The 12,233-nt window shown below is 76.7% G+C and carries 10 protein-coding genes and 1 riboswitch; of the genes, 5 read left to right on the top strand and 5 right to left on the bottom strand.

Annotated features, from left to right (window positions below; genetic code table 11):
• Window positions 1–79 precede the first annotated feature (79 nt).
• Window positions 80–247 (top strand): hypothetical protein, encoded by a 168-nt coding sequence (locus tag SM577_RS04435; protein ID WP_302920772.1) that lies wholly within the window; start codon window positions 80–82, stop codon window positions 245–247.
• Between the two features lie 58 nt (window positions 248–305).
• On the opposite strand, the gene SM577_RS04430 is transcribed toward SM577_RS04435, so the two are convergent.
• Entirely contained in the window at window positions 306–1,793 is a 1,488-nt protein-coding gene (locus SM577_RS04430; protein WP_474582346.1) for a PrsW family intramembrane metalloprotease, read from the bottom strand.
• Between the two features lie 23 nt (window positions 1,794–1,816).
• Window positions 1,817–1,938: riboswitch (SAM riboswitch) on the top strand.
• 45 nt (window positions 1,939–1,983) lie between these two features.
• Between SM577_RS04430 and SM577_RS04425 the strand changes: the two genes are divergently transcribed.
• The gene (locus tag SM577_RS04425; RefSeq protein ID WP_474586354.1) at window positions 1,984–3,243 is read left to right on the top strand and encodes an aminotransferase class V-fold PLP-dependent enzyme; all 1,260 of its coding nucleotides are present in this window, start codon (window positions 1,984–1,986) and stop codon (window positions 3,241–3,243) included.
• Between the two features lie 55 nt (window positions 3,244–3,298).
• Here SM577_RS04425 and SM577_RS04420 read toward each other — a convergent pair whose 3' ends face one another.
• Window positions 3,299–4,582 (bottom strand): FUSC family protein, encoded by a 1,284-nt coding sequence (locus SM577_RS04420; RefSeq protein ID WP_474586353.1) that lies wholly within the window; start codon window positions 4,580–4,582, stop codon window positions 3,299–3,301.
• Window positions 4,583–4,628: 46 nt separating this feature from the next.
• Here SM577_RS04420 and SM577_RS04415 point away from each other — a divergent pair, with 46 nt between their 5' ends.
• Complete coding sequence (locus SM577_RS04415) at window positions 4,629–5,291, top strand: HD domain-containing protein (RefSeq protein ID WP_474586352.1); 663 nt, start codon at window positions 4,629–4,631, stop codon at window positions 5,289–5,291.
• Here the strand turns inward: SM577_RS04415 and SM577_RS04410 are convergent.
• Window positions 5,236–5,547, bottom strand: coding sequence for a DUF4031 domain-containing protein (locus SM577_RS04410; protein WP_474586351.1), 312 nt, complete (start codon window positions 5,545–5,547; stop codon window positions 5,236–5,238). The genes SM577_RS04415 and SM577_RS04410 overlap by 56 nt on opposite strands.
• Before the next feature lie 66 nt (window positions 5,548–5,613).
• On the opposite strand from SM577_RS04410, the gene SM577_RS04405 reads away from it, so the two are divergent.
• Window positions 5,614–7,014: an FAD-binding oxidoreductase gene (locus SM577_RS04405; RefSeq protein ID WP_302920765.1), complete on the top strand. Its 1,401-nt coding sequence runs from the start codon at window positions 5,614–5,616 to the stop codon at window positions 7,012–7,014.
• 58 nt (window positions 7,015–7,072) lie between these two features.
• Here SM577_RS04405 and SM577_RS04400 read toward each other — a convergent pair whose 3' ends face one another.
• The gene (locus SM577_RS04400) at window positions 7,073–7,600 is read right to left on the bottom strand and encodes a hypothetical protein (RefSeq protein ID WP_474586350.1); all 528 of its coding nucleotides are present in this window, start codon (window positions 7,598–7,600) and stop codon (window positions 7,073–7,075) included.
• 84 nt (window positions 7,601–7,684) lie between these two features.
• On the bottom strand, window positions 7,685–9,502 hold the full coding sequence (locus tag SM577_RS04395; RefSeq protein ID WP_302921018.1) for a glycerol-3-phosphate dehydrogenase/oxidase: 1,818 nt from the start codon (window positions 9,500–9,502) through the stop codon (window positions 7,685–7,687).
• A 79-nt stretch (window positions 9,503–9,581) separates the two neighbouring features.
• Here SM577_RS04395 and SM577_RS04390 point away from each other — a divergent pair, with 79 nt between their 5' ends.
• Window positions 9,582–12,227, top strand: coding sequence for a S8 family serine peptidase (locus SM577_RS04390; protein WP_474586349.1), 2,646 nt, complete (start codon window positions 9,582–9,584; stop codon window positions 12,225–12,227).
• Window positions 12,228–12,233 lie beyond the last annotated feature (6 nt).

Below are 12,233 nucleotides of genomic sequence, written 5' to 3'. Positions count from 1 at the left end.
CGGCCGCCGGCGTGGCCGGCCTCGTTTGCACCGCTCCCCGCCGGGAAGCCAGCCGCACCACCGGCCCTGGGGAGGGACGATGCCGGAACTGGTGAAGAAGGTGTTGCTCTGGGGCTTCGTCGCGTTCCTGATCTACTTCATGGCGTTCCGGCCGGAGGGCGCGGCGGAGATGTTCAAGTCGATCGGGGCCGGGCTGATGGCCATGTTTCAGGGCTTCGGCGACTTCCTCACCAGCCTGATGACCTGACCGGCCCGGGCGCCGCCACGGTGCCGCGCCGGGGCGGGCGCCGGGCGGGGCCCCGGCGTCAGGGATGCCCGGGCGGCCAGGGCGCGGCCGGGCGCGGGCCGGGCCAGCCGTAGCCGGCCGGGAAGACCGGCGGCGGTGGCGGCGGGGCCAGCACCACCGGGATCGGCACCACCGGCTCGTCCGGCGCCTCCACCGGCCGCTGGGAACCGTCCGGGAAGCGCAGGTGGTAGCGACGCCCGTCCCAGACCCCGGCCGGCGCCTGTGGATCCCTCCCCACGAAGAACGACCGGTACGCGGTGATCGCGTCCAGCAGCTCCCGTTCCTCCCGCGCCGTCCGTTCCCTGTCCGCCGGCCGGCGGTCCAGGCCGCGCAGCGCGCCGTCGCGCAGCAGCGCCAACCGGGTCGCCGCGAACTGGTAGCCGCGCATCGCCTTCACCCCGGCGTCGCCGCCCACCCGGCGGGCCCACACCCGGGCCGCGTGCCGGCGCCCGAGGCTGCTCAGCGCGGCCACCTCGGGCGGGGTGAGCCAGCCGGCCCGGACGTAGTCGGGCAGGGTGCGCTCGGTGAGCCGCCCCTCCCAGGCGCGCAGCCACACCGCCAGCCCGACCATGCCGAAGAAGATCGGCACCATCACGCCGATGAAGCCGTACAGCATGATCAGCGCCTGCCCGGTGGCCTGGGTGAGGGTCGGCAGCAGGTTCCAGGTGCCGTGCAGCATCATCGCCAGCAGCAGGCCGGCGACCGGGGCGAGGAAGCGGACCCGCCGGTCCGCCGTCCGTGCGGCGATGCCCAGGCCGACCCCGGTCATCGAGGTGAACAGCGGGTGGGCGAAGCCGAAGAGCAGGATCCGGACGATGAAGATCGCGATCACCTGCTGCGCGCCGGTCGCCGGGCCGTACCGGTCCACGCCCGACGCGTAGCCGTAGCCGCCCAGGTAGAGGATGTTCTCCACCATGGCGAAACCGACCGCCGAGAGCCCGCAGTAGACCAGGCCGTCGGTGATCCCGGACCACTCCCGGCGCCGGAACACCAGCAGCAGGATCGGCCCGAGCGCCTTGGTCAACTCCTCGATGAACGGCGCGACGAGCACCGCGGTGAGCGCGGTCGGCAGGCCCATCTCGGCGAACACGCCGGCGGCGAACCCGTTGACCTCCAGCGAGGCGGCGGTGGAGACGAACGCTCCCCAGGCGAAACAGAAGACCAGGTACTTCAGCGGTTCCGGTTCGTACCGGTCGAGCCAGAGGAAGCAGGCGACCAGCACCGGGACCGGCAGGATCGCCGCGGCCACGCCGATCAGCAGCGCCTCGACGCCGAGCTCGTCGTTCAACTCGGACACCATGTAGATCGCACAGGCGGCGATCAGCAGGAACACCCCGATCAGCACGAGAACCCGTCGCCAGCCCAGCCGGCGGGCCGGCATCGCGGGGGCGCCGCCGGGCGCGACGGCGACGGCGGGCGCGGTGGGCGACGGCGGTGGGGGTCCGCCGGGCGGGGTGTCGGCCATGCGGTCAGCGTAGTCACCCCCGGCCCGCTGTTCCGGGCGCATCGGCGGCCGCTATGCTGCGGACAGGTCACGAGCGCCAGCGTCAAGCCCCGGCTTGCTGGCCGGCAACCCTCGTCGAGGTTCGCGGTGGGGTGCCCCGGGTGATGACCGGGCCCGGCCCGATCCGCGCGCCGGGCAAGCGCGGACCCCGCCCTGCGCCCGCCCCGGGGTCCCTGGACCCGGAGGTCGTGCCATGACCGTCACCCTCGTACCCCCGTCGCACCGCACCCCCACCGCGCCCCCGGCCGGGCTCGACGTGCTCGGCGTGCCCGGCGAGATCAACCTGGACTACGCGGCCACCGCGCCGTGCGCGCGGGCCGCGGCCGACGCGGTGGCCGAGCTGCTTCCGTGGTACGCCAGCGTGCACCGCGGCGCCGGAGCGCTGTCGCGGCGCTGCACGCTCGCCTACGAGCGGGCCCGGCAGACCGTCGGCGACTTCTTCGGCGCCCGCGCCGACGACCACGTGGTCTTCACCCGCAACACCACCGACGCGCTGAACCTGCTGGCCCGGGCACTGCCGGCCGGCACCACGGTGGTCACCTTCGCCGGCGAGCACCACGCCAACCTGCTGCCCTGGCCGCGCGGCTCGGTCCGGCTGCCGGTGCCCGCCTCCCCGGGCGAGGCGGTACGCGCGCTGGACGCCGCGCTCGCCGAGCTGCGCCGCGACGGCAGCCCGGGGGTGCCGGTGCTGGTCGCGGTGACCGGGGCGAGCAACGTGACCGGGGAACGCTGGCCGGTGGCCGAGCTGGCCCGGGTGGCCCGCCGGCACCACGCCCGGATCGCCGTGGACGTCGCGCAGCTCGCCCCGCACGCCCCGGTCGACCTGCTCGCCCTCGACGTGGACTACCTCGCCGTCTCCGGGCACAAGCTGTACGCGCCGTTCGGCGCCGGCGCGCTGATCGGCCGGGGCGACTGGCTGGACGCCGCACCGCCGTACCTGGCCGGCGGGGGCGCGACCAGCCACGTCGGAGCGGCCACCCACGACGTCCGGTGGGCGACCGGCCCGGCCCGGCACGAGGGGGGCACCCCGAACCTGCTCGGCGCGGTGGCCCTGGCGGCGGTCTGCGCGGCGCTCGACGGCGCCGACCGGGCCGCGCTGCACGACCAGGAGCAGGAGCTGCTGGCCCGGCTCCGGGACGGCATCGCGGCGCTGCCGCACGTGGTGGAGCTGCGCACCTTCGGGCCGGACGCGCCGCGGGTGGGCATCGTGTCGTTCGTGGTGGCCGGCCGGGACTCGTCGGCGGTGGCGGCGGAGTTGGCCCGCGAGCACCGCATCGGCGTCCGGGACGGGCTGTTCTGCGCCCACCCGCTGGCCCGCCGGCTGCTCACCGAGGCGGCGAACCGCAGCGGCCGGCGCGACCTGCCTCCGACCGCGCTGCGGGCCAGCATCGGCCTGGGCAGCACCGCCGAGCAGGTGGACACGCTGCTCGCCGCGCTGGCCGCCCTCGGCTGACCGGGCCGCGGTGGCGGGCGCCGGTCGCGGCGGACGGCGTGCGGGGCCGGGCGGGTCAGCCCACCGGCGGGGCGGTCGGCGGTTTCGGGGCGGTCTCCGGCGCGCTCTCGCCGCGGGGCCGCTCCAGGTCGCCGAAGGACTGCCGGACCAGCCGGTTCGCGTCCTCCTGGCTGATCCCGGAGGCCACCATCAGGTCGCTGGCGGTGGTACGCACCTGGGCGACCACCACGCTGCCGGAGAAGCCGACGCCCTGGGCGTACGCCCGGCCGGCCTCGCTGACCGCGCGCAGCGAGCGTTCCCGGGCCTGCTGCGGCTCCTCGCCGACGGCGAACTCGTGCTTGAGCAGCCGGACCGACTCGGCGAGGTGGGCGATCGCGTCCGGCATCGGCTCCGGCACCGGCTCCTCGTCCTCGATCAGGGTGACCGCCCGGCGGATCAGCGTGCCGCTGTTGCGCATCGCCCGGTCGATCGGGTCGGCCGCCTCGGCGTAGTGGGTGAGCTCGTCGCGCCGGTGCCAGCGGGCCGGCGACAGGGTCACGGTCTCCCGCGCCCCCTCGATCGCCTCGGTGAAGGTGGCCAACTCCTCCTTGTTGTCGCGCAGCCGCTCCAGCGCCCGCTGGACCGCGTCCCGGTCCCGTTCGCGCAGCCCCTGGGCCGCCGCGTCCAACTGGTCTGCCAGCAGGTCCAGCGCCGGTCGGGCGGCGCGGTTGATCACCCGTAGCGGGTTGAGCGGGAGCAGGACCGCGGTCACCAGCAGGGCGATGCCGCCGCCGACGAAGGCGTCCACGAACCGGGGGATCTCCAGGTTCTCGGTGGACGGGGTCAGGGTGACGATCAGCACGGCGGTGGCGGCGGCCTGGATGACGATCCCCACGCTCGCGCCGGCGAAGACGGTCAGGATGACGGCCAGCGTGACCACCAGTCCGAGCTGCCACGGTCCGGTGCCGACGAAGTAGATCAGGACGTCGCCGAGGAAGACGCCGATCGCCACCCCGATGATCAGCTCCACCGTCCGGCGGAACCGCTGCCCCACCGAGACGGCGAGCGTGCCCACCGCGGAGATCGGCGCGAAGACCGGCTGCGGGTTGCCGAGCAGCTCGTGCGCCGCCAGCCAGGACAGTCCGGCGGCCACCCCGGCCTGCAGCGCCAGCCCCATCGCCAGGCGCACCCGGTGCAGCCGGTCGTGCAGGGTGGCCTTGCTGCGCTGCCGCAGCTCCCGGGTGGCCTCCTCGACCTGAGGGAAGTCGGGTTCCTCTCTCCTCCGGTGCAGCACGACCCGGCGCAGCAGCGAGCGGGTGCGGTACCGGGACAGCGGCATGGCCGGGACTACCCGCACCACCGCGGGTGAATCCTCGCCTTCGGCGATCTGCGGCAGACTCGTCCGGGTGGTGGAACTGATCGACCGGTGGCGGCGGGCGGCCCGGGAGGCCGGGGCGCCCGACGGGGCGGCCCTGACCACGGCCGGGGAGGAGCTGCTGGCCCGGTGGCGGGAGCCGCACCGGCACTACCACACGCCACGGCACCTGACCGCCGTGCTGGACGTGGTGGACGCGTACGCGCCGCTGGCCCGCCGGCCGGACCTGGTCCGGCTGGCCGCCTGGTGCCACGACGCGGTCTACGACCCCCGGGCGGCCGGGGACGCCAACGAACGGGACAGCGCCGCGCTGGCCGGGACCCTGCTCACCGGGCTCGGGGTGCCGGCCGCCGCGGTGGCCGAGGTCCGCCGGCTGGTGCTGCTCACCGCCGGGCACGCGGTGGACCCGGCCGACGCCGACGGGGCCCTGCTCTGCGACGCCGACCTGGCCGTGCTGGCCGCGCCGAGGCCGGCGTACGACCGGTACGCCGCCGCCGTCCGCCGGGAGTACGGGCACGTGCCGGAGCCGGCGTTCCGGGCCGGACGGGCCCGGGTGCTGGCCGGCCTGCTGGCCCTGCCGGCGCTGTTCCGGCTGCCCCCGCTGGCCCGGCGCTGGGAGGCCGTCGCCCGGGCCAACCTCACCCGCGAGCTGACCGCGCTGACCGGGCCGGCGCCCGATCGGGAGCCGACCTGACCAGGTGCTTCGGCCGGCGCAGGCCGGCCGAACGGAGCAGCCGGACCAGCTCCCGGCTCGGCACCACCCGGGCGCCCAGCCAGACCGCCGCCGGGAACCGTTCGGCCGGGATGTCGTAGTGGTCCCGGTCGAAGCCCCGGCGCGGTACGCCCAGCATCTCGGCGAAGGCGTGCAGCTCGGCCAGGGAGACGTCGCTGATCAGGTGCGACCAGAGCCGCCCCCGCCACGGCCAGCCGGGCTGGTCCAGATAGAGCATGGCGGCAAATCTAGCCCGACCCGGGGCGGTTGATGATCGCCCGACGGCGACCGTAGCCTTCCCCGCATGGCCGGATCCCCCCTGCTCGACGACCTGCGGGCCGCGCTCGGCGACGACGCGGTGCTGACCGACCCGGACCTGCTCCGGATGCACGAGCGGGACGAGGCGGATCTCTGCGCCGCCGGCACCCCGCTGGTGGTGACCCGGCCACGCGACACCGCTGAGGTGGCCGCGGTGGTCCGGGCGGCGGCCCGGCACGGCGTACCGGTGGTGCCGCAGGGGGCGCGGACCGGGCTGGCGGGCGCGGCGAACGCGGTGGCCGGCGCGGTGGTGCTGAGCACCGTCGCGATGGACGCCATCCTGGAGATCGACCCGGTCAGCCGGATCGCCGTGGTCCAGCCCGGGGTGGTCAACGCGACCCTCGCCGCCGCGGTGGCCAAGCAGGGGCTGTGGTACCCGCCCGACCCGGGCTCCTGGGAGTCCTCCACGATCGGCGGCAACGTCGCCACCAACGCCGGCGGCATGTGCTGCGTCAAGTACGGCGTCACCACCGAGTACGTGCTCGGCCTGGAGGTGGTGCTCGCCTCCGGCGAGGTGCTGCGCACCGGGCGACGGACCGCCAAGGGGGTCGCCGGGTACGACCTCACCCGGCTCTTCGTCGGCTCGGAGGGCACGCTCGGGATCATCACCGAGGTCACCGTGGCGCTGCGCCCCGCCCCGGCGGAGTCGCTCACCCTCGTCGCGGTCTTCCCGTCCACCGCGGCGGCCGGCGACGCGGTGGCCGGGATCGCCGCCCGGGGCCTCTCCCCCAGCCTGCTGGAACTGCTCGACCGGACCCACCTGCGGGCGATCGAGGCGTACCGGCCGATGGGGCTGCGCACCGACGCCCAGGCGCTGCTGCTGGCCGCCGCCGACACCGGCTCCCGGGCCGCCGACGACCTGGCCGCGCTGGCCGAGGTCTGCACGGCGGCCGGCGCCGACGAGGTGTACGCGGCCACCGACGCGGTCGAGGCGGCGGCGCTGTTGCAGGCCCGCCGGCTGGCGCACCCGGCGATGGAGAAGTTCGCCGCCGACACCTTCCCCGGCGGCAACGGCGGACTGGTCATCGACGACGTGGCGGTGCCCCGCGGCGCGCTGGCCGCGCTGCTCGACGGGGTGGCCCGGATCGCTGCCGAGTGCGAGGTGCCGATCGGCGTGGTCGGGCACGCCGGGGACGGCAACATGCACCCGAACATCGTGGTCGACCGGGCCGACCCGGCGAGCCTGGCCCGCGGCCGGCGCGCCTTCGACGAGATCATGCGACTCGGCCTGGAACTGGGCGGCACCTGCACCGGCGAGCACGGGGTGGGCCTGCTCAAGCGGGACTGGCTGGCCCGCGAGATCGGCCCGGTCGGGGTCCGGGTGCACCAGGCGGTCAAGGCCGCGCTGGACCCGACCGGACTGCTGAACCCCGGCAAGGTGCTCTGAGCCGGCGCCGTCGGCGCCCCGGTCCGGCGGACCGGGCCGCCGTCGGGCGGCGCCCGCGTCAGGCCGTGGGCTCGGCGGGGGTGGCCTGGGTGAGCAGCAGCAGGATCTCGTACGCCACCAGCGGCTGCTCCTCGCCCGGACAGTCCTGGGTGGTGATCATGCCGACCGAGGTGAGCAGGCTGGAGGTGAGCGCGTCGATGCAGGTCACCCGGTACTGCCGGGCCTGGTCGGTCTCCTGCGGCAGCCGCGGGTCGTCCAGCAGCACCTGGAGCCGCTGCACCTGCTCGGCACCGAGCGTGCCCGACGAGGTCACCCCGTCGCCGGCGCAGTCGACGCACTCCCACCGGCCGTCCGGCGACACGTTGAGCGTGCGCAGCGGGCCGCTGGAGCCGAGCTTCTGCAACAGGCTGACCTGGCCCTTCCCGATGGTCGCCGCGCCGCCCAGTCCGGGCTGCACCGACGCCGACGCGGCCGGTCGCGGTGTCGGTTCGTCGTCGGCGTTGCCGGTGCTTGTGCAGCCGGCGAGGTTGACGGCCAACAGGGCGGCGGAGAACAGCACCAAACGGGACCGGAATGCGGAAACCACGCGCCGCAACCTACCCCACCGTAGGTAGCGTCGGAACCCGTCGAGCGGACCGAGATCGTTGCGTAACGTTACCGGCCGGTTAGGTTACCGTGACGAGGAGGGGACGTCGGCCGTGTCGCCGTCGGAACCCCGGTCCCGGGCGAAGCCGCGGACGTCGGGCGCGCCCAGCCGGGCCGCGTCGGCCGCGACGTCGTCCGGCATCTGCTGCGACTGCCGTTCGGCCGCCACCCGGGCCCGGTAGTTCTCCACCTCGCGGGCCCGGGTCGCCGCGTCCCAGCCGAGCACCGCGCCCATCAGTTCGGCGGCGTGCTCGGCCGACTCCAGTCCACGGTGGCTGGTCTCGAAGGAGATCCGGGTCCGGCGGGTGAGCACGTCCTCCAGGTGCAGCGCCCCCTCGGCCCGGGCCGCGTAGGTCACCTCGGCGGCCAGGTACTCCGGTGCGCCGGCCAGCGGGGAGGCGAGCAGCGGGTCGGCGTCGACCAGCGCGAGCAGGTCGAGGCTGAGGGTGCCGTACCGCTCCAGCAGGTGTTCGACCACCCCCACCGGGACGCCGTGCCGGCGGGCCAGGTCGGCCCGGTCCCGCCACATCGCGGCGTAGCCGTCCGCCCCGAGCAGCGGCAGGTCGGCGGTGCGCGACGGGCGTACGCCGCCGAGCCGGCGGGCGGCCCGGTCGACCACGTCCGAGGCCATCACCCGGTACGTCGTGTACTTGCCCCCGGCGACCAGCAGCAGCCCGAGCATCGGCTCGAAGACCGCGTGCTCGCGGGAGAGCTTGGAGGTGGAGTCGGCCTCGCCGGCCAGCAGCGGCCGCAGCCCGGCGTAGACGCCCTCGATGTCGTCCCGGGTGAGCGGCCGGTCCAGCACGGTGTTGACCTGCTGGAGCAGATAGTCGATGTCACGGGCGGAGGCGGCCGGGTGGGACCGGTCGAGTCGCCAGTCGGTGTCCGTGGTGCCGATGATCCAGTGCCCGCCCCACGGGATGACGAAGAGCACGCTGGTCGCGGTCCGCAGGATCAGCCCGGTCTCGCCGGTGATCGCGGAGCGGGGCACCACCAGGTGCACGCCCTTCGAGGCGCGGACCCGGATGCCGGGGCGCAGCCCGACGTCGTTGAGCATCCGGGACATGTCGTCGCTCCACACCCCGGTGGCGGCGATGACGGTGCGCGCCTGCACCTCGAACTCGGCGCCCGGCGAACCGGCCGGCGCCTCCAGGTCGCGGACCCGGACCCCGGTCACCTCGCGGGCCTGCCGGATCAACCCGACGGCCCGGGCGCTGCTCACCACGGTCGCCCCCAGGCTGGCCGCGGTGCGGGCCAGGGTGACGACCAGCCGGGCGTCGTCGACCTGCCCGTCGTAGTAGCGGATCGCGCCGGCCAGCCCCTCGGCCTTCAGGCTGGGGAAGACCCGGCGGGCGCCCTCGCGGGTCAGGTGGCGGTGCAGCGGCATGCCCCGGCCGCCGCCGAAGACGCCGGCGAAGGCGTCGTAGGTGGCCACCCCGGCGCCGTAGTAGGAGCGGCGGAAGAGCCGCCCCGGCAGGTCGCGGACGCCCCGGCCGGCCGGGAGCGGGACGAGGAACGGGACCGGCCGGACCAGGTGCGGCGCCAACCGGGTGGCGAGCAGGCCGCGCTCGGTGAGCGCCTCGTGGACCAGGTGGAACTCCAACTGCTCCAGGTAACGCAGGCCACCGTGGATGAGCTTGCTGGAGCGGCTGGAGGTGCCGGCGGCGTAGTCGCGCGCCTCCACCAGGGCCACCTTCAGCCCGCGCGAGGCGGCGTCCAGGGCGGCACCGGCACCGGTCACCCCACCCCCGATGACCAGCACGTCGAACCGCTCGGCCCGGAGCCGGCGCAGGTCGTCGGCGCGGCGCTCCGGGGAGAGCTGACCGGCGACTGATCGGGACACGTTCGGGTCGCGCACCCGTCCACCGTAACCGTCCCGGGCACTCCGCCGGCAGGCGGCGCTCGGGCCGTACTGTCTGGGGATGCAGGTCGGTCCCCCGTCGCCCACCGGTCCGTACGTGCCGCAGCCCCCGCCGGTGCCGCCCCGGCCCAGCCCGTGGGCGGTGGTGGCGGCCGCGCTGGCCGGCGGCTGGATCGTCGGTTGCGCGGTGCTCACCCAGGCCGGCGGGTGGCTGACCGACCAGGTGCTGCTGGCCAGCGGGCTGGACCGGCTGGTCTGGCTCTGGCCGGTGCTCGGCCTGCCGGCCGTCCTGCTGGCCGGCACGCCCGCGCTGCTGCTGGCCCTGCTGCCCCGCTCGGCGGCGGTCCGGGCCACCGGTCGCGCCTGGCTGGCCGGGGTGCTGGTGCTCGCCGCGCTCGGGCTGCTCCGCGCCATCCCGCCGGTGCACCACGAGGCGTACCTGGCGGCGCTGGCCGGCACCGCCGCGCTGGCCGCCGCCGTCCTGGCCCGGCTGGCCCGCCGGCGCGCGGTGACCGGCCCGCCTCCGACGGGCCCGGGCGTTCCGGCGCCGGCCGGCCCGACCCCGACCGGCGGCGCCCCGACCGCGGCGCACCCGGCGGCGGCCGGCCCCGGCGAGGGCCCGGACCCGGCGGCGGGGCCGGGCGGCCTGGACCCGGCGGGGCCGGGAACGGCGGGACCGGGAACGGCGGGACCGGGAAGGGCGGGCACCGGCGGGCAGCCGGCGTGGGCCGGCCGGGGCCGCCGGCCGAGCGGTCTCACCCTGTTCGGCGTGGCCGGCGGGCTGGTGCTGCTGCTGCCCTGGGTCTGGTTGGGCGCGCTCGGCGGGCCGCTGGAGACCGGACTCGCCGCGCTCGCGGCGGCCGCGCTGGGCGCGCTGGCCGGGGCGCTGCTGGACGCCGGCTTCTGGGCCCCGTTCGCGGTCGGCGAGCCGCCCCGGCCGGCCCGGCTGGTGCTGGTCGGCGGGCTGGTCGCCGGGGTGGCACTGCTGCTGCTGGCCGCCGGGGTGGGCCAGTCCGGGGCGCAGTTGCCGTTGCTGCTGACCCTCCCGCCGGCCGGCTTCGCGCTGGCCGCCCTCCAGGCGGCGGCCCGCCGCCCCGGCGCCGGCCAAGCTGCCGACCGCACCCCGACCGGCTGGCTGGTCGGGCTCGCCGTGTTCGGCCCGCTGGCCTTCACCGATCCCGAAGAGATCACCCTGGTCCTCACCAACACCCGCGACGTGCCGTTCTGGGTGGCGGCCGCCGCCGGCGCGGGGCTCGCCGTCGCGGCCCTGCTGGCCGTCGCGTACGGGGTGCTGCTGGCCCGGCCGCGCGGCCGCACGCCGAGCCGCCGGGTGGCCGCGGTGACCGCCGCGACCGTGCTGGTCGCGGCCGGGGTGGTGGCCGCCGGCCCGGGCCAGCCCGGCCTGCACGGCGAGCGGCTGCTGGTGGTGCTGCGCGAGCAGGCCGATCTGACCGGGCTGCCGGCCGGCACGCCGGGGCGGGCCGGCCGGGACGCCCGCGCGGCCGAGGTCTACCGGCGGCTGGTGGCCACCGCCGATCGCAGCCAGGCCGAGCTGCGCCGCGACCTCGGCCGGCTGCGCCTGCCGTACACCTCCTACTACCTGGTCAACGCGGTCGAGGTGGCCGGCGGCCCGGCGGTGCGGGCCTGGCTCGCCGGCCGGCCGGAGGTGGACCGGGTGCTGGTCAGCCAGCGGCTGCGACCGTTGCCGGCGCCGGCCGGGACCAGCCGCGGCACCGTCGCCGCCCCGACCGGCCCGGAGTGGAACATCCGGCTGATCGGCGCGGACCGGGTCTGGTCCCAGCTCGGTGTGGACGGCTCCGGCGTCGTGGTGGGCAGCTCCGACTCCGGCGTGGACGGCGGGCACCCGGCGCTGGCCGGCGGCTTCCGGGGCGGCGACGACTCCTGGTACGACCCGTGGAACGGCAGCCGCGCGCCGGCCGACCGGGGCGGGCACGGCACCCACACGGTGGGCAGCGCGGTGGGCCGGGGCGGCGTCGGGGTGGCCCCCGGCGCGCAGTGGGTGGGCTGCGTCAACCTGGACCGCAACCTCGGCAATCCGGCGTACTACCTGGACTGCCTCCAGTTCATGCTGGCGCCCTTCCCGCCCGGCGGGGACCCGTTCACCGACGGCCGGCCGGCCCGCGCGCCGGACATCCTCACCAACTCGTGGGGCTGCCCGTCGGTCGAGGGCTGCGACCCCCGGGTGCTCCGCCCGGCCACCGCCGCGCTGGACGCCGCCGGCATCCTGGTGGTGGCCGCGGCCGGCAACACCGGGCCGTACTGCGGGTCGATCGACGACCCGCCCGCGCCCTACCCGGACGTGCTGACCGTGGGGGCGGTGGACCGGCAGCGCCGGGTCACCAGCTTCTCCTCCCGCGGGCCGGCGCCGGGTGGCGCGGCCAAGCCGGACCTGGTGGCGCCGGGCGCCGAGGTGGTCTCCGCGATGCCCGGTGGCGGGTACGCCCGGCTCGACGGCACCTCGATGGCCACCCCCCAGGTGGCCGGCGTGGTGGCGCTGATGTGGTCGGCGAACCCGGCGCTGGTCGGCGACCTGGCCCGGACCCGGCAGATCCTGCGGGACACCGCCACCCCGGCGATCGCCAGCTACCGCTCCGGCGATCCGGCCGACTCCTGCGGGGGCGACCGGAACGTCACCGGCGCCGGTCTGGTCGACGCGTACGCCGCCGTCCGGGCCGCCCGCTCCTGAGCCGCC

Source organism: Micromonospora desertarenae, assembly GCF_056150265.1.
This window is presented reverse-complemented; position numbering and strand designations above follow the sequence as displayed.

Bases quoted from the DNA above. Each gene is read 5' to 3' on its own strand.
- SM577_RS04435 (WP_302920772.1), top strand. From the start codon at position 80: ATGCCGGAACTGGTGAAGAAGGTGTTGCTCTGGGGCTTCGTCGCGTTC.
- SM577_RS04430 (WP_474582346.1), bottom strand. From the start codon at position 1,793: ATGCGCCCGGAACAGCGGGCCGGGGGTGACTACGCTGACCGCATGGCC.
- SM577_RS04425 (WP_474586354.1), top strand. From the start codon at position 1,984: ATGACCGTCACCCTCGTACCCCCGTCGCACCGCACCCCCACCGCGCCC.
- SM577_RS04410 (WP_474586351.1), bottom strand. From the start codon at position 5,547: ATGCTCTATCTGGACCAGCCCGGCTGGCCGTGGCGGGGGCGGCTCTGG.
- SM577_RS04405 (WP_302920765.1), top strand. From the start codon at position 5,614: ATGGCCGGATCCCCCCTGCTCGACGACCTGCGGGCCGCGCTCGGCGAC.
- SM577_RS04390 (WP_474586349.1), top strand. From the start codon at position 9,582: ATGCAGGTCGGTCCCCCGTCGCCCACCGGTCCGTACGTGCCGCAGCCC.